Annotated in this window: 16 protein-coding genes; 9 read left to right on the forward strand and 7 right to left on the reverse strand. The window is 63.1% G+C overall.

Annotated features, from left to right (window positions below):
- Window positions 1-2: 2 nt before the first annotated feature.
- Window positions 3-902, forward strand: a complete 900-nt coding sequence (locus D886_RS0108695; protein WP_027593544.1) for a hydroxymethylglutaryl-CoA lyase — start codon at window positions 3-5, stop codon at window positions 900-902.
- A gap of 529 nt (window positions 903-1,431) precedes the next feature.
- Here the strand turns inward: D886_RS0108695 and D886_RS0108700 are convergent.
- Window positions 1,432-1,962 (reverse strand): MgtC/SapB family protein, encoded by a 531-nt coding sequence (locus D886_RS0108700; RefSeq protein ID WP_027593545.1) that lies wholly within the window; start codon window positions 1,960-1,962, stop codon window positions 1,432-1,434.
- Between the two features lie 154 nt (window positions 1,963-2,116).
- Between D886_RS0108700 and D886_RS0108705 the strand changes: the two genes are divergently transcribed.
- The 6 genes from D886_RS0108705 (at window position 2,117) to D886_RS0108730 (ending at window position 10,943) form a co-directional block, all read left to right on the forward strand.
- Window positions 2,117-2,356 carry a DUF3203 family protein gene (locus tag D886_RS0108705; RefSeq protein ID WP_027593546.1) on the forward strand — a complete coding sequence of 80 codons (240 nt, stop codon included), beginning with the start codon at window positions 2,117-2,119 and terminating at the stop codon, window positions 2,354-2,356.
- Between the two features lie 121 nt (window positions 2,357-2,477).
- Entirely contained in the window at window positions 2,478-3,881 is a 1,404-nt protein-coding gene (gene ccoG, locus D886_RS0108710) for a cytochrome c oxidase accessory protein CcoG (protein WP_027593547.1), read from the forward strand.
- A 52-nt stretch (window positions 3,882-3,933) separates the two neighbouring features.
- Window positions 3,934-5,343: a GntR family transcriptional regulator MpaR gene (mapR, locus tag D886_RS0108715; protein ID WP_027593548.1), complete on the forward strand. Its 1,410-nt coding sequence runs from the start codon at window positions 3,934-3,936 to the stop codon at window positions 5,341-5,343.
- Window positions 5,344-5,400: 57 nt separating this feature from the next.
- Window positions 5,401-7,056 carry a PAS domain-containing sensor histidine kinase gene (locus D886_RS0108720; protein WP_027593549.1) on the forward strand — a complete coding sequence of 552 codons (1,656 nt, stop codon included), beginning with the start codon at window positions 5,401-5,403 and terminating at the stop codon, window positions 7,054-7,056.
- Between the two features lie 64 nt (window positions 7,057-7,120).
- A complete protein-coding gene (locus D886_RS0108725) occupies window positions 7,121-9,190 on the forward strand; it encodes a PAS domain-containing sensor histidine kinase (RefSeq protein ID WP_027593550.1) in 2,070 nt (689 codons plus the stop codon).
- Window positions 9,191-9,236: 46 nt separating this feature from the next.
- The gene (locus D886_RS0108730; RefSeq protein ID WP_256214970.1) at window positions 9,237-10,943 is read left to right on the forward strand and encodes an ATP-binding protein; all 1,707 of its coding nucleotides are present in this window, start codon (window positions 9,237-9,239) and stop codon (window positions 10,941-10,943) included.
- A gap of 6 nt (window positions 10,944-10,949) precedes the next feature.
- Here D886_RS0108730 and D886_RS0108735 read toward each other — a convergent pair whose 3' ends face one another.
- The 6 genes from D886_RS0108735 to D886_RS0108765 form a co-directional block, all read right to left on the reverse strand.
- Complete coding sequence (locus tag D886_RS0108735) at window positions 10,950-11,696, reverse strand: SDR family oxidoreductase (RefSeq protein WP_027593552.1); 747 nt, start codon at window positions 11,694-11,696, stop codon at window positions 10,950-10,952.
- A 507-nt stretch (window positions 11,697-12,203) separates the two neighbouring features.
- Window positions 12,204-13,736: a DHA2 family efflux MFS transporter permease subunit gene (locus tag D886_RS0108745; protein ID WP_027593553.1), complete on the reverse strand. Its 1,533-nt coding sequence runs from the start codon at window positions 13,734-13,736 to the stop codon at window positions 12,204-12,206.
- Window positions 13,733-14,926: an HlyD family efflux transporter periplasmic adaptor subunit gene (locus D886_RS0108750; protein ID WP_027593554.1), complete on the reverse strand. Its 1,194-nt coding sequence runs from the start codon at window positions 14,924-14,926 to the stop codon at window positions 13,733-13,735. The genes D886_RS0108745 and D886_RS0108750 overlap by 4 nt, the downstream gene beginning before the upstream one ends.
- Before the next feature lie 30 nt (window positions 14,927-14,956).
- Window positions 14,957-15,430 (reverse strand): MarR family winged helix-turn-helix transcriptional regulator, encoded by a 474-nt coding sequence (locus tag D886_RS0108755; protein ID WP_027593555.1) that lies wholly within the window; start codon window positions 15,428-15,430, stop codon window positions 14,957-14,959.
- A gap of 215 nt (window positions 15,431-15,645) precedes the next feature.
- Window positions 15,646-16,278: a response regulator transcription factor gene (locus D886_RS0108760; protein WP_027593556.1), complete on the reverse strand. Its 633-nt coding sequence runs from the start codon at window positions 16,276-16,278 to the stop codon at window positions 15,646-15,648.
- A gap of 12 nt (window positions 16,279-16,290) precedes the next feature.
- On the reverse strand, window positions 16,291-17,697 hold the full coding sequence (locus D886_RS0108765) for a sensor histidine kinase (RefSeq protein ID WP_027593557.1): 1,407 nt from the start codon (window positions 17,695-17,697) through the stop codon (window positions 16,291-16,293).
- A gap of 195 nt (window positions 17,698-17,892) precedes the next feature.
- Between D886_RS0108765 and D886_RS0108770 the strand changes: the two genes are divergently transcribed.
- Together D886_RS0108770 and D886_RS0108775 are read left to right on the forward strand one after the other, a co-directional pair.
- Window positions 17,893-19,515, forward strand: coding sequence for an acyl-CoA synthetase (locus D886_RS0108770; RefSeq protein ID WP_027593558.1), 1,623 nt, complete (start codon window positions 17,893-17,895; stop codon window positions 19,513-19,515).
- 141 nt (window positions 19,516-19,656) lie between these two features.
- Entirely contained in the window at window positions 19,657-21,426 is a 1,770-nt protein-coding gene (locus D886_RS0108775) for an acyl-CoA dehydrogenase C-terminal domain-containing protein (protein WP_027593559.1), read from the forward strand.
- Window positions 21,427-21,472: the final 46 nt, after the last annotated feature.

Consider the following 21,472-nt stretch of genomic DNA (forward strand, 5'->3'; position numbering starts at 1 on the left):
CCATGCCCTTGCCTAAAGAAGTCCGTCTGGTCGAAGTAGGCCCCCGCGACGGTCTGCAGAACGAAGCCCAGCCCATCAGCGTCGCCGACAAGGTGCGCCTGGTTGACGACCTTACCGAAGCAGGCCTTGCCTACATCGAAGTCGGCAGCTTTGTCTCGCCCAAGTGGGTACCGCAGATGGCTGGTTCCGCAGAGGTGTTCGCAGGCATCGTGCAGCGCCCCGGTGTTACCTATGCCGCCTTGGCGCCGAACCTGCGCGGCTTCGAAGATGCGCTGGCTGCCGGGGTGAAAGAGGTGGCGGTGTTTGCCGCAGCGTCCGAGGCGTTCTCGCAGCGCAACATCAACTGCTCGATCAGCGACAGCCTCAAGCGCTTCGAGCCGATCATGGAGGCTGCGCGCAGCCACGGCGTGCGCGTGCGTGGCTATGTGTCGTGCGTCTTGGGCTGCCCTTATGAAGGCAAGGTCAGCGCCGAACAGGTCGCCCCGGTCGCCCGCGCCCTGCATGACATGGGCTGCTACGAGGTATCGCTGGGCGACACCATCGGTACCGGCACTGCGGGCGATACCCGCCGGCTGTTCGACGTGGTCTCGGCCCAGGTGCCGCGCCAGCAGTTGGCCGGGCACTTCCACGACACCTATGGCCAGGCCTTGGCCAACGTCTATGCCAGCCTGCTTGAAGGTATCAATGTGTTCGACAGCTCGGTGGCCGGGCTGGGGGGCTGCCCCTATGCCAAGGGCGCCACCGGCAATATCGCAACCGAAGACGTGGTGTACCTGCTACAGGGGCTGGGCATCGAGACGGGCATCGACCTGGACCGCCTGATCGCCGCAGGGCAACGCATCAGCACGGTGCTGGGCCGCGCCAATGGGTCGCGAGTGGCGCGCGCACGCAGCGCGCACTAGTCACACGGGTGTCACATGAATGTGGGTGGAGTGTTACCTCCCCCACGTTTCGCAGCAAAAAATCGGGTAACAGGGAAACAAATCGACAAAATTTCAGGTCGAGCGTTTTCAACCAAAACACCTAAGTGCTTGATTTTAAAGGATTTGAAAAAGTTGGCACGGGCCATGCTATATCTTTGGTACAAGAACAATAAAAATGTGACACCCAATAAAAACAACAGGTAACGGCTCTGACATAACAAGAACAACACGGCAGAGGCGTAGCAAGCAGATTTTTTTGGAGTAGACACGCTTTTCAGGGGTACGCCCCGCGGTCTGGCACAGAACAATAAAACTACCTCAAGGTAGCGGCAGTCAGCATCGGATCAGTCATGATGAAAGCAGGTCAGCGCTCAAAAAAATACGTTTGTTCTTGACCCCGCATGGGGGTCGCCCGCGACACAAAGACAGGCTGACAAAAACAACAAAAGGCCGTCTTCAATAATAAAAAGAGCAGGCAACAACGCTTTGGGGGGAGCTTCGGCTCCCCTCAGTGCTTCCTGCCCTCCTCCTCGCTCTGTTTCTCCTCATCCTGTTTCTCGACCTTGTCCACCAACATAGGCATCGTGCCCAGCACCAGCAGTGCCAGCACCGTGCTGATCAATGCCGTGGCTTCGCGCCCCATGCCGGCGGCCGTACCGATCGCGGCAGTCATCCACAGCCCTGCTGCGGTAGTCAGCCCTTTCACATGGCTGGTGTCTTGGCCGTTACCCTTGAGAATGGTACCCGCCCCCAGAAAACCGATCCCGGCGACAATGCCCTGGATCACCCGGCTTAGCGCCTGCTCGTCGGCCCCGGCCATGCTTGGCGCCAACACGAACAGCGCAGCGCCCAGCGAGACCAGCATGTGGGTGCGCACGCCGGCAGACTTGCCTTTGTGCTCACGCTCAAAACCCAGCACCGCACCCAGCACGGCCGCCATCAGCAGGCGCACCAGCACTCGCGTGACTTCGCGCTCGTCGCCGAGGTCGGCGAACTCGGCCTGAATGGTTTGCCAAATCGGATGCCACCAAGGGTTCATCGTGACGCTCCTAATCAGAATGCGCTGGGGCTGCCTCTGTGAGAGTTGACTCGCGCAGCGCCGGCAAGTGCGATACATCCCGCCCAGCGGATCGATGCAGCAACCACCTCTGCACAGTGGTCACACGTGTAACCGCCACCAAGAGGACATTCCCATGCCGGTTGAAATCGACGAAAGCACCCGCCGTTGCACGCTCATCGGCGACCATGTGCACCTCGAAGGCGATGGCCCTGCCATCGAAATCATCACCGATGAGCAGCTGCGCATGTCGGTGGCGGTGCTGGCGGGGGAACGGGTGCCGATCACCGAAGCGGAAGCTGATGCCCTGACCGTAGCGGGTGCGGTGGATAGCCGCAGGCATCTGAAGACCAGCGTGCCAGGCTCGGTAATCTAAGGCCTGGCGTGGTTTTGCTGATCATCTGATACGGTTTTTATCGCCAAACCTGAGCCTGTGCTGATAACAGCTCGGGGGCCATAGTGCTCATGCCTGATCGAGGCCTGATGAGCACCGAGCCATGAACGATAGAATCCCCTTTACCGAGATCGCCGCGCCCGCAAGTTCAGCCGCCAAACGCCACGTTGACAGCGGCCTTCACACCCGCAGTTTCACCGGGCTGTACCGCAACCTGCGGATCGGTTTTGCGGGGGCGTTGTTCGCACTGTTCTTCGGCACCGCCTGGCTGACCTGGAACGGCCGCCAGGCAGTGCTCTGGGACTTGGGCAGCAGCAAGTTCCATATCTTCGGCGCAACCTTCTGGCCGCAGGACTTCATCCTGCTGTCTGCGCTGTTGATCATCTGCGCCTTTGGCCTGTTCGCCATCACGGTCTACGCCGGCCGTGTGTGGTGCGGGTACAGTTGCCCACAAAGTACCTGGACCTGGTTGTTCATGTGGTGCGAAAAGGTCAGCGAAGGTGACCGCAACCAGCGCATCAAGCTTGCCGCTGCCCCCTGGAGCCTGGAAAAACTGGCCCGTCGGGCGCTCAAGCACAGCCTGTGGCTGGCCATCGGCTTGCTCACCGGCCTGACCTTTGTCGGCTACTTCACCCCGATACGGCCCCTGGCGGCAGAACTGTTCACCTTGCAGTTGGGTGGCGTCGCGCTGTTCTGGGTGTTGTTCTTCACCGCCGCCACCTACATCAATGCCGGCTTGCTGCGCGAGGCGGTGTGCCTGCACATGTGCCCTTATGCCCGCTTCCAAAGCGTGATGTTCGACAAGGACACCCTGGCGGTGGCCTACGACCCGCGCCGCGGCGAAACCCGTGGCCCGCGCAAGAAAGGCAGCGACGCCCACGGCCAAGGCCTGGGCGACTGCATCGACTGCACGATGTGCGTGCAAGTCTGCCCTACCGGCATCGACATCCGCGACGGCCTGCAGATGGCCTGTATCGGCTGCGCGGCCTGCATCGACGCCTGTGACGGGGTTATGGACAAAATGGGTTATGCCCGCGGCCTGATCGGTTACAAGTCCGAGCACAGCCTGCAGGGCGGCACCACCCACTGGCTGCGCCCGCGCCTGTTGGGCTACGCCGCGGCACTGGTGGTGATGATCGGCGCGCTGGTAGTTGCCTTGCAACTGCGCCCGATGGTGTCGCTGGACGTGATCAAGGACCGTGGCCTGTTCCGCGAGAACGCCCAAGGCCAGATCGAGAACATCTACCTGCTCAAGGTCATCAACAAGACCGAAAGCACCCAGCGCTATCACCTGCGTCTGCTGGACGCTGACGGCTTCACCCTGCAGGGCAAAACCGAGTTCATCATCCCGGCTGGCGAAATGAGCGAACTGCCGGTCTCGGTGGCGATGCTTGCAGAACGCCCGACCAGCAGTTCGCAAACCTTGAGTTTCGAAGTGCAGGAGAGTGACGAACCTGCCGTGCGCAGCGTGGCACAAAGCCGCTTCGTCGCACCGATGAACCGCTGATCCCTTACACTGTTTTTCCACCTTGCCTGCCAGGCTTCGACAGAAGGCCAGAATGAAACGCTACGAACGATTCGCCGATGACATTGCCGAACTGATCCGCTCGGGTGTGCTAGGCCCTGGCCAGCGGGTGCCCTCGGTGCGCTATGCCAGCCAGACCCACGGGGTCAGCCCATCCACGGTGTTCCAGGCCTATTACCTGCTGGAACGGCGCGGGTTGATCCGCGCGCGCCCGCGTTCGGGGTACTTCGTCAACGCCCATGCACCGCGCCAGTTCTGCGAGCCGCAGGCCTTGCAGCCGGTCAGCGAGTCCACCGATGTCGACGTCAGCGCGCTGGTGTTCTCCATCCTCGACTCGATAAAGGACCCCAACACCGTGCCGTTCGGTTCGGCCTTCCCAAGCCCCGAACTGTTCCCGCTGCAGCGTTTGTCGCGCTCGCTGGCCAGTGCCAGCCGTGCGATGGACCCGCGCATGGTGGTCACCGACCTGTCGCCCGGCAACCCTCAATTGCGCCGGCAGATTGCGCTGCGCTACATGGTCGGCGGGCTGATGCTGCCGATGGAAGAGCTGCTGATCACCAATGGCGCGCTGGAAGCCCTGAACCTGTGCCTGCAAGCCGTGACCGAACCCGGCGACCTGGTGGCGATCGAAGCGCCGGCCTTCTATGCCTGCCTGCAAGTGTTGGAGCGGCTCAAACTCAAAGCTGTGGAAATTCCCGTTCACCCCCGCGAAGGCATGGACCTGAGCGTGCTGGCGCAGACCCTGGAGAAGCACCCGGTCAAGGCCGTATGGTGCATGACCAACTTCCAGAACCCGGTTGGCGCCAGCATGCCGGAGGCCAAGAAGCAGGCGCTGGTGGAGTTGCTGGCACGCCATCAGGTGCCGCTGATCGAAGACGACGTCTACGCCGAACTGTATTACGCGCAACAGGCGCCCAAACCCGCCAAGGCCTTCGACACCCAAGGCCTGGTGATGCACTGCGGTTCGTTCGCCAAGAGCCTGGCGCCCGGATACCGCATCGGCTGGGTGGCCGCCGGGCGTTTCGCGCAGAAGATCGAACGCCTCAAGTTGATGACTTCGCTCTGCGCATCGATGCCGGCACAGGCGGCCATCGCCGACTACCTGCAACACGGCGGCTATGACCGCCACTTGCGCAAGCTGCGCTACGCGCTGGAAGGCCAGCAAGCCAACATGCTCGCCGCCATCTCCCGCCACTTCCCGGCGCAGACGCGGGTCAGCCAACCGTCTGGGGGCTACTTCCTGTGGCTTGAACTGCCAGAGCAGATGGATGCGCTCAAGCTGTTCCACATGGCCTTGGCCCAGGGCATCAGCATCGCGCCCGGCCCCATCTTTTCACCGACCCGTCGCTTCGGTAATTGCATCCGCCTGAACTACGGCAGCCCCTGGCATGACGGCGCCGAAAAGGCCATGGAAACCCTGGGGCGAATCATTCGTTCATTTTGATAGCTGTCAGCCTGCGCCGCGTCTATAGTTGCCCGATCCGCTCACCGGTTCGCCACCATGCAGCCAGTCACGCAAGCTTCCTACGAGCAACTGCAGGCACGTGTCGCAGAGCTTGAAACCCTGCTGGCCCAGCGCGGTGACATTGCGCAGGCAAACAACAATCTGCTCGGCGAACTGGTCGATAACAGCTTGGCCAACGTATTTGCAGCCGACCGCAAAATGCGCCTGTTGGCGATCAATCGCACAGCCCGCGAAACCTTCCAGCGGTGGCGCGGTTTTGTGCCGCAGATCGGCGATTACATCCCGCAGTTTCTGGCCAACCAACCGGACATCATGGGCCGCTTGGCCCCGGTGTGGCCGCGCCTGCTGGCCGGCGGAGCGTTCATCGACACCATCGCCCTCGGGCCACCTGACGCCCTGCGCCACTATGAAATCCGCTACCACCCGCTGCTCGACGCGCAGCAGCGCATCCAGGGCGGCTATATGTTCGCCTACGACATTACCGAGCGCATTGCCGAGCAGGAACGCCTGCACCAAACCGAAGAGGCGCTGCGCCAATCACAGAAAATGGAAGCGGTCGGCCAATTGACCGGTGGCATTGCCCATGACTTCAACAACCTGCTTGGCAGCATCCTCGGCGCACTGGAGCTGGCCGAGCAACGCCTGAGTCAGCATCGTGTGTCCGACACCGCCAGGCTGCTCGAACTCGGCAAGAACAGCGCGCTGCGTGCAGCCTCGCTGGTGCAGCGCCTGTTGGCTTTTTCCCGCCAGCAGACACTGCTGCCGCAACCCGTCGATGTACAGCGGTTGGTGGCCGGCATGCACGACCTGATCCGCAGTTCGATCGATGCGCACATCGACTTGCAGGACCGGACACTGGCCGGTCAGTGGTCGATCCGCATCGACCCCCAACAGTTAGAAAACGCCCTGCTGAACCTGTGCATCAACGCCCGCGATGCCATGCCCCTGGGCGGCACCCTGCGCATTGGCTGTGAGAATGCCGAGCTCGACGACGAGCAGGCCCGCCGCCTGGACGTGCCGCCAGGGCAATTTTTGCACATACGGGTGGACGACACTGGCATGGGCATGAGCAAGGACGTGATGCAGCGTGCCCTCGACCCGTTCTTCACAACCAAACCCATGGGCCAGGGTACTGGCCTGGGGCTGTCGATGGTCTATGGCTTCGTGCGCCAGTCTGGCGGGCAATTACGCATTGACAGCACGCCTGGGCAAGGCACCAGCGTCCACCTGTATCTGCCCCGGAACGAAAGCACCACCCCCGAGCATCCTTGCGCTGCGCCTGAAAATACTGACGCCAGGCCGCTTCACAGGCCACACCGGATCATGCTGGTAGAAGACCAAGCGACCCTGCGCCTGGTACTCGGCGAAGTGCTAAAAGAGCTGGGCCACGAGGTCCAGGTTTTCGAGGACGGCCGCAGCGCACTCCAGGCGTTGCAGCACAGCCCATTGCCTGACTTGTTGATCACCGATGTTGGCCTGCCCGGCGGCATCGACGGCAACCAGCTCGCAGAGGCCTATCGGGGCCTTGCCAACGAAGCACCGGTGATACTGATCACCGGCTACGACATTGCCAGCAGCATGGCCCTAGGCTGGCCTGCAGAGCGCACCGAGGTGCTGTCCAAGCCCTTCGAGCTCAAGGCACTGGGTGAGCGGATCGATCGCTTGCTGGGCGTGGATGCGCATTTGCGTTAAGGGTGTTCTCGCCCTTGGGGTGAACACGTTAGAGTTTGGGCCTTTAATTTCGTCGGACGTCGGCATGCCTTCCCGCGACCTGCTTTCCCTGCGCCAACATGTCGAAGACCTGGAGCGCCGTAACGCGCTGCTGGAGTCGCAGTTGGCGAGCCACCAGGAGCACGATCAGATCCTCTATCGTTCGTTGTTTGACACCATGGACGAAGGGTTCTGCATCATTGAATTCTTCGATGGGCCACATGGCCCATTGAGTGACTACGTGCATGTCGTGGCCAATGCGGCGTATGCGAAACATGCCGGCATCCCCAATGTGGTCGGGCAAAAACTGCGCGAGATGGTCCCCGATGAGGCCGACGATTGGGTAGCCCGCTACGGTGAAGTGCTGCGCACCGGCGAGCCGCTGCACTTCGAACAGGAGCTGGTTGCCACTGGCCATGTCCTGTCCGTCACGACCTTTCGCGTCGAACCCGCCGAGCGGCGCCAGGTGGCGGTGCTGTTCAAGGATGTCACCGCACGGCGTCGTGCAGAGCTGGCCTTGCAGCGCATGAACGAAGAGCTCGAAGAACGGGTCAATGCGGCGCTGGCAGAGCGCCGGTTGTTTGCCGAAGTGGTCGAGCACAGCCTGGCTAACGTGCACATGATCGATAGCAACATGCGCTGGCTGGCGATCAACCGGCAGGCCAAGCTGGAATTTCATTACCTGTACGGCGCCACCCCGGAAGTGGGCGACTCTGTGACCACGCTGATGGGCGACAACCTCACCGACCTGAACGTGATCATGCCGATGTGGCAACGTGCGCTGGGGGGCGAGCAGTTCACAATAACTCAGCGTTTCGGCAAGGGGGCTACACAACGGCATTACGAGCTGCGCTTCAACTGCCTGCGCGACCCTGATGGCGCGATTCTTGGTGCCTACTTATTCGCGTATGACATCAGCGAACGCGTCGCCGCCCAGCAGCGCCTGCTCAGCGCTGAAGAGGCACTGCGGCATGCGCAGAAAATGGAGGCCGTGGGGCACTTGAGTGGTGGCATCGCCCATGACTTCAACAACCTGCTGGGTAGCATTCTGGCGGCCCAGGAATTGATGCAGCAACGCTTGCAACAGGCGCGTCACGACCAACTCGGCAGCCTGCTGGACGTTGCCAGTGGCGCGGCGCAGCGTGCCGCCGCCGTCGTGCATCGCCTGCTGGCGTTCTCGCGCCAGCAGACGCTGCAACCCCAGCCCACCGATGTCACCCAATTGGTCAATGACATGGAGCAGCTGGTCCGTGGCAGCATCGGTCCGTCCATCCAGTTGCACAGCCACTTCCCGCAGCACCTGTGGCCAACGTTCATCGACCCGCCACAACTGGAAAACGCCCTGCTCAACTTGTGCATCAACGCCCGAGACGCACTGCCAGAAGGTGGCGCGATTACCCTCAGCGGCGACAACCTGACCCTTGACCTGCAGCGTGCCCAAGGGCTCGACCTGGCTGCAGGCGATTACCTGCGCCTTGGGGTCAAGGACAACGGGCGAGGCATGTCGGCAGAGGTCGCGGCGCGCGCCGTGGATCCGTTCTTCACCACCAAGCCGATGGGCCAGGGCACTGGCCTTGGGCTTTCCATGGTTTACGGCTTCGTGCGTCAGTCAGGGGGGCAGATGCGTATCCTGTCCAAGCCCGATGAAGGCACGCTGGTCGAACTGTATCTGCCCCGCCACCTTGCGTGGCAAGCGATGAACAGCTTCCAAACCCCGGCTCAGCGCCCGGCGAGTTGCAACACCGTGCAGGCTGGGCAAATCGTGCTGGTAGAAGACCAGGAGCCCCTGCGCTTGGTCATCCACGAAGTACTCGAAGAGCTCGGCCATGACGTCCAGGCATTCGCCGACGGCCCAAGCGCGCTGGCGTACCTCGAGCGCTGCCCGCCGCCGCACCTGCTGATCAGCGATATCGGCCTGCCCGGGGGCCTGAACGGTCGGCAGGTCGCCGACCGATGCCGCGTACGGCACCCGCACATAAAAGTGCTGTTCATCACCGGTTACGATGAAAGCGCTGTACTCAGCCACGGCCAACCCCTGGAAGCATCCAGTGTATTGACCAAACCCTTTGACCTGGCGGCACTCGTGGAAAGGGTCGCACAGCTGCTGATGCATTAGCGGCCTGTGGTTTATCGATGGAGCGAAATGAATGCCCGGTGAATGCTTGAATACAACCGATGAGCTGGAGGGTTTACGCCAGCGAATCGATCAGCTCGAACAGCAAAACAGCCAGTTGAACAGCGAACTGTTGCGCTTGAACGCACGCGCGCAGGCGTCGGAAGGCTACCGCTTTCTGTTCGAGAACATGGAAGAAGGCTTCTGCATCATCCAGTTCATCGATGGACCGCTTGGGCCGTTGAGCGATTATGTACACCTGATGGCCAACCCGGCTTACTGCAGGCATGCCGGGCTGCCCAATGTCGTGGGCCGGACCCTGCGGGAAGTGATACCCGACGAGGCCCATGTCTGGCTGGACTACTTCGGCACCGTGGAGCGGACTGGCAATCCGCTGTACTTCGAGCATGAGTTGCTTGCCACCGGCCGCTGCCTTGGCCTAGCGGCAATCCGTATCGAACCGGCCCACAACCATCAGGTGGCGGTGATCTTTCGGGATGTGACAGCGCGCAAGCGCGCTGAGAGTGCCCTTCAAGACCTCAACGCAGCGCTTGAGCAGCGTGTCGAACAAGCCGTGGCGCAGAGCCAGAAGGCCGAAGAGGCTTTGCGCCAAGCGCAGAAAGTCGAGGCTGTAGGTCAGCTGACAGGGGGCGTTGCGCACGACTTCAACAACCTGCTCGGCGGCATACTCGGCGCACTGGAGCTGGCCAGGGACAGGGTGGCCATCGACCAGCCCAAGGCAACCATCACCCCCTTGCTGGAAAGCGCCCATAGCGCGGCACAACGGGCTGCGGCGCTTGTTCATCGATTACTCGCGTTCTCCCGTCAACAGACCTTGCAGCCACGCGCCACCGACGTCGCGGTGCTGGTCACCGGCATGCTAGACCTGATCAGCCGCAGCACCGGCCCCCACATCGAACTCGACTACCAGTGCAGCGACGCTTGCTGGACGGTGCATATCGACCCTCCTCAACTTGAGAGCAGCCTGCTCAACTTGTGCATCAACGCACGCGATGCCCTGCCCGACGGGGGCAGGGTCCGTATCGCCCTGTGCAATGTCTCGTTGACCAGCGAGCAAGCTGCGCAGCTTGAGCTGACGCCTGGCGACTACCTCTGCCTCAGCGTCGAAGACAACGGCAGTGGCATGACGGATGAGACCCTGACCCGCGCCGTCGACCCGTTCTTCACCACCAAACCGCTTGGCCGCGGCACGGGCCTGGGGTTGTCGATGGTCTTCGGTTTTGTGCGCCAGTCCGGTGGGCAACTGCACATCGCATCGTCCCTGGGCCAGGGCACCACGGTGCGCTTGCTGCTGCCCAGACACCACGCGCAGCCTGCGCCTGCCGTACTCAAACCCGTTGCACCGGCACCGCGCTCCAATACAAGCGCGACAAAGCGAATCGCCGTGGTCGAAGATGTCAGCGCCATGCGCCTAGTGATTGCTGAAGTGCTGCATGACCTGGGCCACGACGTGATGATGTTCGAAGATGGCCCCCAAGCGCTTGCAGGCTTGGCAGAGCAACCCGCGCCCGACCTGCTGATCAGCGACGTGGGCTTGCCGGGCGGGATCAACGGGCGCCAGTTGGCCGGCACGTTGCGCGGGCGTTACACCGGGCTCAAGGTGCTCTTCGTCACGGGCTACGACGAAAGTGCAGCGCTGGCTAACGGCAACCTGGAAACCGACATGCGCGTGCTGACCAAGCCCTTCAGCCTCGAGGCACTGGCCGAGCAGGTCGGCCAGTTACTGGAAGGATAAGGCGCCTCAGCGCCCGCCGCCCAAATCGACGAAGCTGCCGGTGGAATACGAGGCCTTGTCCGAGAGCAACCAGACAATGGCCTCGGCAACTTCTTCTGGCCGACCGCCGCGGCCCATGGGCAACCCGGGTTCGAGCTTGGCGACCCGGTCCGGGTCCCCGGAAAGCGCATGGAAGCCGGTGTGTATATAGCCTGGGCGCACGCCATTGACCCGCACGCCCTCGCCTGCCACTTCCTTGGCCAGGCCAAGGGTAAAAGTATCCAGCGCGCCCTTGGAGGCCGCGTAGTCGACGTATTCGTTGGGCGAGCCCAGGCGCGCAGCCACTGAAGAGACGTTGACGATCGCCCCGCCCTGCCCGCCATGCCGACGCGCCATGCGCAACAGCGCATGTTTGGCGCAAAGCATGGGCCCAACGACATTGGTCTTCATCATCTTGAGCAAGCGAAACTCGGACATCTCCTCGACACGGCTCTGCTGGCCGATGGTGCCCGCGTTGTTGACCAGCGCAGTCACCGGGCCAAGCGCCTCATCGACACGCTGGAACAGCTGAATGATCTCATCCTCGACACTGACATCGGCCCGCACCGCAATCGCTTCGGCGCCAAGCGCGCGAACCTGCCCAAGGACGCGCTCGGCAGCCTGGTCATCCGCGTGGTAATTGATGCAGATACGATACCCCTGCCGAGCGGCCAGCAGGGCTGTCGCCGCGCCGATACCTCGGCTGGCGCCAGTAATGACGATGACGTTCTCCATGGGCCTGCCAATGCTGTTGAAAGTGGGCTTTCGACAATAGGACAAATGCCAACGCATGGGAATGCCACCCCTTCCCAAAGCGCGCAAGAGCACGCGACGTTGACCCAGCTCTTGATCCGGCCCTTGATCCAGCTCTTGATCTTGATCTTGATCTTGATCTTGATCTTGATCTTGATCTTGATCTGGCTTTTGACCTTCAGCGACTCAGGAGGCCGAGCGCAGGCCTTGCGGAGGGAGGTGACGGGCAAGGATGCCCGTCAAGCGCTGGGGCCCAGGATGGGCCCTGCAGCGCGGCCCTCCCGGGAGCAAGGCCGGAGCGAGGGGACCCCGAAGCGCAGCGTAGGGGCCGGATGATGGAGCGCAGCCCTTTTTGGTTACTTTTTGGGGCGTTTGCCAAAAAGTGACCCGCCGTAAGGGCGGAAAGGTGATTAAGCGTCGCCTTGGCAACTGGCCCCTGCCACACCTTCAACACCAACAACACCAACAACACCAACAACTACTATCCCATCAGTGCCCCGCAGAAGGCCCAGCCTTAGCCGTAAACGGCGGCCGCGCAAACCAAACCAACAAAATCAACCCCGCAAACACCCAAGTCATCATCATGAAATAGTCCACCGTAGACATCATGTAAGCCTGCGCATTCACGATCTGCTCCAACCGCGCATAGTTCTGCACACTGCCCCCCCCAAGCTGCTCCAGCGTATGCCGCGTCGCCGGATCAAACTGGCTGATATTCTCACTCAGATACGCATGATGCTGATCCGCCCGCCGTATCCAGATCCACGTCGTCAGCGACGCCGCAAAACTCCCCCCCAACGTACGCAGGAAAGTCGCCAGCCCCGAGCCATCGGCAATCTGATGCGGTGGCAAGTCCGACAGCAAAATGCTCAACGTCGGCATGAAGAACAGCGCCACGCCAATCCCCATGAACAATTGCACCAACGCCACATGCTGGAAGTCCACCTCACTGGTAAACCCAGCCCGCATGAAGCAGCTCGTGCCAATCGCCAGAAACGCCAACCCCGCCAGCAGCCGCAAGTCGAACCGATGCGCGTACTTGCCGACAAAGGGCGACATGATCACCGGCAACAGCCCGATCGGCGCAACCGCCAACCCCGCCCAAGTCGCCGTATAACCCATCTGCGTCTGCAACCACTGCGGCAGGATCAGGTTGATACCGAAGAACCCCGCATAGCCCCCGACCAACACGATGGTGCCGACCCGGAAGTTGCGGTGCACGAACAGCCGCAGGTTGACCACCGGATGCCGATCGGTCAGCTCCCAGATCACGAACACCGCCAGGAACACCACCGAGATCAAGCTGCCCATGATGATGAACGACGACTCGAACCAGTCCAGGTCATTGCCCTTGTCGAGCACCACCTGCAACGCCCCCACCCCCACGATCAGCGTCAAAAGGCCGATGTAGTCCATCGGCTGGCGGCTGGTCACCACCGGCCGCGAGCGCATCTGTTGGCGTACAACAGCAGCGGCGAACAGGCCGATCGGCACGTTGATGAAGAAGATCCACGGCCAGCTGTAACTGTCGGTGATCCAGCCCCCCAGTATCGGCCCGGCGATCGGCGCCACCACCGTGACCATCGCCAACAACGCCAGGGCCATCCCCCGTTTCGCCGGCGGGTACACTGCTATCAGCAAGGTCTGGGTCATCGGGTACAACGGCCCCGCCACCACGCCCTGCAACACACGAAAGCCCACCAGCTCCGGCATCGACTGGGCGATGCCGCACAAGAACGATGCCAGCACGAACAACAACGTGGCCCAGATGAACAGCTTCACCTCGCCAAAGCGCCGGCTCAGCCAACCCGTCAGCGGCAAGGCGATAGCGTTGCTCACGGCGAACGAGGTGATCACCCAGGTGCCCTGCTCATAGCTCACCCCCAGGTTGCCGGAAATGGTCGGCAAGGCCACGTTGGCGATGGTGGTGTCGAGCACCTGCATGAACGTTGCCAGCGACAGGCCGATGGTGGTCAGCAACAGACTCGGCGGCGTGAACTGGGCGGCAGCCTGGTTGCTCATCGCTGCGCCGTCTTGCCGGATGCGCTGTTCTCGTGAATCAGCCGGGCGATCAGGTTATCGGCATCGACCAGTTGGCGGTCGTACACCTGTGTGGTGTAGCTGGCCTGCTGCGGCGGTTGCTGGGCCAGGGTCGGGCCACTCTGGTCGTGCAAGTCGACCTCCACCAGCGTCGACAGGCCGATACGCAGCGGATGGTCCTTGAGCTGGTCCGGGCTTAGGTGAATACGCACCGGCACCCGCTGCACGATCTTGATCCAGTTGCCGGTGGCATTTTGCGCCGGCAGCAGGGCGAACGCGCTGCCAGTGCCGGCACCGAGGCTGTCGACCGTGCCGCTGTACTTGACCGCGCTGCCGTACAGGTCGGCGCTGATTTCCACCGGCTGGCCGATACGCATGTCGCGTAGCTGGGTTTCTTTGAAGTTGGCATCGATCCACACCTGGTCCAGGGGGATCACCGCCATCGTCGCGGTGCCCGGCTGCAGGCGTTGGCCCAGTTGCACGGTGCGCTTGGCGACATACCCGGTCACCGGCGCCACCAAGGTGGTGCGGGCGTTGTCGAGGTAAGCCTGGCGCAGGTCGGCAGCGGCTGCCATCACTTCAGGGTGCGAGGAGACCACGGTGTCGTCGACCAGCGCGGTGCTGGTGTTGAGCTGCTGACGGGCACTGGCCAGGGCGCTCTGGGCCACACTCAGGTCGTCACGGGCGTGGGAGATTTCTTCTGCAGCAATCGCACCGCTGTCGGCCAGCACCTTGCGCCGGTTGTAGTTGTCCTGGGCCTTTTGCAATTCGGCCTGGCGCGTCTGCAACTGGGCCTTGAGCCCATCGACGTTACTGTACAGGCCACGCACCTGGCGCACCGTGCGCGCCAGCTTGGCTTCGGCGGACTGCAGCGCCACCTCGCTGTCGGACGGGTCGAACTGCAGCAGCACTTGGCCGGCGTGAACCAGGTCGCCGTCATCGGCACCAATGCTGGTGACAGTGCCGGTCACCAGCGGGGTGATCTCCACCACGTTGCCATTGACGTAGGCGTCATCGGTGCTTTCGTGCCAGCGCCCGACCAGGGAATACCAGGCCCAGGCGCCGACACCGCCAAGTATCAGCAGCAGAAGCAGGCCAAGCAGCCAGGCCTTGCGTTTGCGCGACGGCGCAGGTGGGTCGGCGGGGGTTGGGGTGTCTGTGGAAGTGGCCATGACAATACCTTGGATAATGCGTAACAGGGGTCAACGATCGCCAAAGCGGCGGATCGTCAAAGGGTCGCCAGCGCTGAGCAGCACCTTGGCCAACAAGCGCTCGAGCGTTTTGAGCTCTTCGGGTTCCAGTGCGCCGCACAATTCGTTCATCGCTGCCGCACCGATTTCTGGCAGCCGGTCCGCCAAGCGCTGGCCATCGGCGGTCAAGGCCAGGCGCACCTGGCGTCGGTCATCGGCGCAGCGGTTGCGCAGGATCAGGCCCTTCTGCTCGAGGCGGTCGAGCATGCGGGTCATCGAACCGCTGTCCAGGCCCAGGTAGCGGCACAGTTCGGCCGGGGTGTCCACCTGGTACTGGGTGACGATGATCAACACCTTGAACTGCGCGGCGGTGACGCCCTCTGATTCGAGGTGCCAGTCGAGAATGCGGTCCTTGAGGATCGCCGCGCGGCCCAGCAGCATGCCGATGGCACAGGTCTGGAAGTTTTCTGGAGAGAAATGCGCCATGGAGTCTGCCCGGGTAATTGTTTAAAAATATTACTGCCTAGGCAGTGAATGTCAAAGCTTTGATTAGGGTGCTATGCAAAATTTCATGATTTGGCCGCGCTTTTCTTGAACAAGGCACAACCCTTGTGGGAGCCGGCTTGCCGGCGATGAGGCCGGCACAAGCACCACAAGACAGTTGCTCCCACAAGTCCCTGCCAGATCAAATTTCTGTTAGGTCACCGCTCAGGTGCCAAACCCAACGCTGGCACCGCGCCGCAGGCGATCGCCATGCCTACCAGTTCCGCCAGGCTTCCTGCTTGCAGCCGTTTCATCACCCGCCCCCGGTACAGGTCAACGGTCTTCACGCTAACCCCGAGGCGCTCGGCGATCTCACGGTTGTTCAAGCCTTGGGCCAACGGCACGAACACATCGCGCTCACGCGGCGTCAGGCCATCGACCCGCGCCTGAACCTGGGCCAACGCCTGGTCGCCCTGACGCGCGCGCCCTGCCCGCTCCAATGCCGCCTGCACACTGTCGAGCAGCAACTGGTCGCTATAGGGTTTCTCGATGAAATCGCAGGCACCCGCCTTGAACGCCCTAACCACGATCGGCACGTCGGCATGGCCACTGACAAAGATCACCGGCAGGTCCAGGCCCCGTTCCTTCATCAACTGCTGCACCGCCAGCCCGCCCAGCCCAGGCATGCGCACATCCAACAGCACACAGGCCGGGCCGTCATCGATGCACGCGTCCAGAAACGCCTGCCCACCGGCAAACGACAGGGCCTCGAGCCCCACCGACTGCAGCAGCCAGACCGTGGAATCACGCATGCCCTGGTCGTCGTCGACCACATACACCTTCGCTTGCACCCTGACCTCCCGTTATTCCCTGCTCACTGCCAAGCGGCAGCACAACACCAACCCACCGTTCGCGCCCGCACGCGCCCATAAGCTGCCACCAAAGCCTTCGATGAGGCTGCGGCTCATGCTCAGGCCCAGCCCTAGGCCATCAGCCTTGCTGGTGGTGAACGGGGTAAAGATTTCATCCAGGCGCTCGGCCGCCACGCCCGGCCCTTGGTCCGTCACTTCGACCAACACGCCGTCGCCTTCGCGCACGGCGCCCAGCAGGATACGTGAGGGCCGTGCGCCCTGCTGCTCGCGATTGGCATCGATGGCATTGCGCAGCAGGTTCAGCAGCACCTGCTCCAGCAACACCCGGTCGGCATACACCGCCGGCAATTGCGCGCTCATACGCAGTTCGATGCTGACCTGGTCACGCGCCACCTCCCAGGCACACAGGCGCATGGCTTCATTGGCCACATCGAGCATGTCGAGCGCTTGCAGCCGGCGGGGCCCTTTACGCAGGAACACACGTAGCCGGCGGATCACCTGCGCGGCGTGGGTAGCCTGCTCGGTGATGCGCTGCAGCCCCTGCCCGACCCGCTCACGCGCCTGCGGGTCGCGCTCCAGGCCTTGCAGGTAACGCTGGCTGGCGTTGGCATAGTTGACCACCGCCGCCAACGGCTGATTGATCTCGTGGGCGATACCGGACGCCAACTCGCCCAAGGTAGCCAGCCGCGCGCTGTGGGCCAGGCTCTCCTGGGCTTCGATGCGCAAGGTGATATCACGGGAAACACTGACGATTTCCACCACTGCCCCGGTGTAGGTCTCGCGGATGGCGCGGCTGGCAATCTCGAACCAGCGGTAGCCGCCCGCCGCCTGGCGCACCCGGCAGGTCATGGTGTGGTAGCCGTCCTGGTCCAGGGCAGCAGCAGCCTGGGCCAGCACCTGGCGGCGTTCACGCGGGTGCAGCAAGGTCCGCACGGCCATGCCCCGCAGTTGCTCGGGCCACCGGCCCAACAGGCGGAAGGCCGCCGGCGAGGCGTCGAGGAAGCGCCCGTCAGGGCTGTGCCGGGAGATCAGGTCCGTGGTGTTCTCGATGATCAAGCGGTACAAGCGCCGGGCGCGGCTGGCTTCGCGTGCACCCTGGCGTTCGGCGCTGGCGTCACGGCAGCGGCCAAGCACCTGCTGGCCCCGGTCATCTGGGATGAACGTCCACAGCACGATGCGCTCGCCAACCTGTACTTCCACGTCGGCAATTGCCCGGTGCTGCCGCAGGCAGGCCCGCACCAGCGCGGCGCAGTTGGCCGGTAGCCAGGCCGCCAGCGGCGGGCCTTCCTGCAGCAAGGCCTGCAAGGCCGGGTTGGTGGCCAGCGGCCTGGCATCGGCGGCCAGCAACAGGCTGGGCTGCGGGTCTTTGGCAAGCAAGGGAGACAGGGTCTTGTCCACGGCGTACAACTCGTTGTTATAGTAGTTTTACTATATTGCTATAGTCGATATTCCATCTACCATAGCGACTCGCGTAAAACTGCGACAGGGGAAAGCGGCCAACCGTACGCTTTTCCACACCCTGAACAGAGCTAACAATCAGCCACCGGGGGTCACGCGCACAGGCTGCGCCTGCCTCCCCTACAGGATTACCGCATGTCGATCTATGCCCAGGGCCTGATGCCCGCTGCCGTCAACCATGTCGCCCTCACCCCACTGAGCTTCATCGAACGCACCGCTGCGGTGTATGGCAACTACCCGGCTGTCATCCATGGTGCCATCCGCCGTAACTGGCAGGAAACCTACCAACGCTGCCGGCGCCTGGCCAGCGCCCTGGTGGGGCGCGGCATCGGCCGTGGCGACACGGTCGCGGTGATGCTGCCAAACACCCCGGCCATGCTCGAAGCGCACTTCGGCGTGCCCATGACCGGTGCAGTGCTCAACACCCTCAACGTTCGCCTGGACGCCGAAGCCATCGCCTTCATGCTGCAGCACGGCGAGGCCAAGGTGCTGATCACCGATCGCGAGTTCCACACGGTCATCGAAGCCGCCCTGGCCTTGCTCGAACACCCGCCCCTGGTGGTCGACGTCGATGACCCGGAGTACGGCGAAGGCCGCGCGGTCAGCGCGCTTGACTACGAAGCCCTGCTGGCCGAGGGCGACCCGGAATTTGCCTGGGAATGGCCCGATGACGAATGGCAGGCCATTTCGCTCAACTACACCTCCGGCACCACCGGCAACCCCAAGGGCGTGGTCTACCACCATCGCGGTGCCTACCTCAACGCGCTGGGCAACCAGATGACTTGGGCCATGGGCCACCGCCCGGTGTACCTGTGGACCCTGCCCATGTTCCACTGCAACGGCTGGTGCTACCCCTGGACCATCACCGCCTTGGCCGGGACCCACGTGTTCCTGCGCCGGGTCGACCCGCAAAAGATCCTCACCCTGATCCGCGAACACCGGGTCACCCATCTGTGCGGCGCGCCCATCGTGCTCAACGCCCTGGTCAACATGCCTGAGGCCGCCAAAGCTGCCATCGAGCACCCGGTGCAGGCCATGGTCGCAGGCGCCGCACCACCCGCCAAGGTGATTGGCGCGGTGGAAGAAATGGGCATTCAGGTGACCCACACCTACGGCCTGACCGAGGTGTACGGCCCGGTGACAGTCTGCGCCTGGCATGAGGAATGGGACGCGCTGCCGCTGGAAGCGCGCGCGCGCATCAAGTCCCGCCAGGGCGTGCGCTACCCGACGCTCGACGGCCTCATGGTCGCCGACCCGCAAACCCTCGCCCCGGTGCCGCGCGACGGCAACACCCTGGGCGAGATCTTCATGCGCGGCAACACGGTGATGAAGGGTTACCTGAAAAACCCTGAGGCCACGGCCGAAGCCTTCCGCGGCGGCTGGTTCCACACTGGCGACCTGGCAGTCTGGCATGCCGATGGCTATGTCGAAATCAAGGACCGGCTCAAGGACATCATCATTTCCGGTGGCGAAAACATCTCCACCATCGAAGTCGAAGACGCCCTCTACAAACACCCAGCGGTGCTGGAAGCGGCCGTGGTGGCGCGCCCCGACGACAAATGGGGCGAAACGCCCTGCGCCTTCGTGGCACTCAAGCCTGGCCGGGAAGACACCCGCGAAGCCGACATCACCCACTGGTGCCGTGAGCACCTGGCCGGGTTCAAAGTGCCGAAGACCGTGATTTTTGGCGAGCTGCCCAAGACCTCCACCGGCAAGATCCAGAAGTACGTCCTGCGCGACCGCGCCAAAGCCCTTTAAGGCTGTACCTGCCTCTTCGCGGGTAAACCCGCTCCCACAAGAACAGCGCCGTTCTTGGGAACTGCATTAAACCAGTGGGAGCGGGTTTAACCGCGAAGAGGCCCGGCCAGACAACCTATTACTCACTTCCTCGAGCCGACGATGCCCCACTACACCGCCCCACTGCGCGACATGCGCTTCATTCTCCACGATGTGTTGCAGGGCCCTGCCCTGTGGGCACGCCTCCCTGCCCTGGCCGAGCGCATCGACGCCGACACCGCCGACGCCATCCTCGAAGAAGCGGCCAAGGTCACCAGCCAGCTGATCGCCCCGCTCAGCCGCAACGGTGACGAGCAGGGTGTGCACTTCGAAGCCGGCCAGGTCACCACCCCGGATGGCTTTCGCGACGCTTGGCGCACCTACCGGGAAGGTGGCTGGGTTGGCCTGGGCGGCAACCCCGAGCATGGCGGCATGGGCATGCCGAAGATGCTGGGCGTACTGTTCGAAGAAATGCTCTACGCCGCCGACTGCAGTTTCAGCCTGTATTCAGCCTTGAGTGCCGGCAGTTGCCTGGCAATCGACGCCCACGCCAGCGAAACACTCAAGGCCAGCTACCTGCCGCCGCTCTATGAAGGCCGTTGGGCCGGCACCATGTGCCTGACCGAACCCCACGCCGGTACTGACCTGGGGTTGATCCGCACCCGCGCAGAACCCCAGGCCGATGGCAGCTACCGCATCAGTGGCAGCAAGATTTTCATCACCGGCGGCGAGCAGGACCTGACCGAAAACATCGTCCACCTGGTGTTGGCCAAGTTGCCGGACGCACCGGCGGGGGCTAAAGGCATCTCGCTATTCCTGGTGCCTAAGTACCACGTCAATGACGATGGCAGCCTGGGCGAGCGCAACGCTGTGCAGTGCGGGTCGATCGAGCACAAGATGGGCATCAAAGCCTCGGCCACCTGCGTGATGAACTTCGATGGCGCCATCGGCCACCTGGTCGGCGATGCGAACAAGGGCCTGGCGGCCATGTTCACCATGATGAACTACGAGCGGCTGTCCATTGGCATCCAGGGTATCGGCTGCGCCGAAGCGTCGTACCAGAGCGCCGCACGCTACGCCAACGAACGCCTGCAAAGCCGTGCCGCCACGGGCCCGCAGGCGAAGGACAAGGGGGCCGACCCGATCATCCAGCATGGCGATGTGCGGCGCATGCTGCTGACCATGCGCACGCTTACCGAAGGTGGCCGGGCCTTTGCGGCCTACGTGGGGCAACAGCTGGACCTGGCCCGCTATGCCGAAGACGCCGGAGAACGCGAACATGCCCAGCGTCTGGTGGCACTGCTGACGCCCGTGGCCAAGGCGTTTTTCACCGACAATGGCCTGGAAAGCTGCGTGCTCGGCCAGCAGGTGTATGGCGGCCATGGCTACATCCGCGAATGGGGCCAGGAACAACGCGTGCGCGACGTGCGTATCGCACAGATCTATGAGGGCACCAACGGCATCCAGGCCCTCGACCTGCTCGGGCGCAAGGTGCTGGCAGACGGTGGCCAGGCGCTGGCCAGTTTCACCGCCGAAGTGCGCGCCTTCAGCGTTGCCGCGCCACTGTACCGCGAAGCCCTGCAAGCCAGTGTTGCGCGCCTGGAAGCCACCAGCGCCTGGCTGCGGGCACGCGCAAGCCAGGACGCCAACCTGGTCAGCAGCGTGGCCGTGGAGTATTTGCACCTGTTCGGCATGACCGCTTACGCCTACATGTGGGCGCGCATGGCCGCCGTGGCGCAGGCCAAGCGCGAACAAGACCCGGCCTACCATGAGGCGAAACTGGCGTGTGCAGCGTTCTTCTTCCAGCGCGTGTTACCACGCAGCCTGGGGCTGGAAGCCAGTATCCAGGCCGGCAGCGCGAGCCTGTACGGGTTGACCGCGGAACAGTTCTGATCAGCGTGGGGGCGTAAAGCGCCCCCAGGCACTGCCCGCGAAGGGT

The sequence above is a fragment of the Pseudomonas sp. LAIL14HWK12:I7 genome (assembly GCF_000483465.1).
Lineage (GTDB): Bacteria > Pseudomonadota > Gammaproteobacteria > Pseudomonadales > Pseudomonadaceae > Aquipseudomonas > Aquipseudomonas kermanshahensis.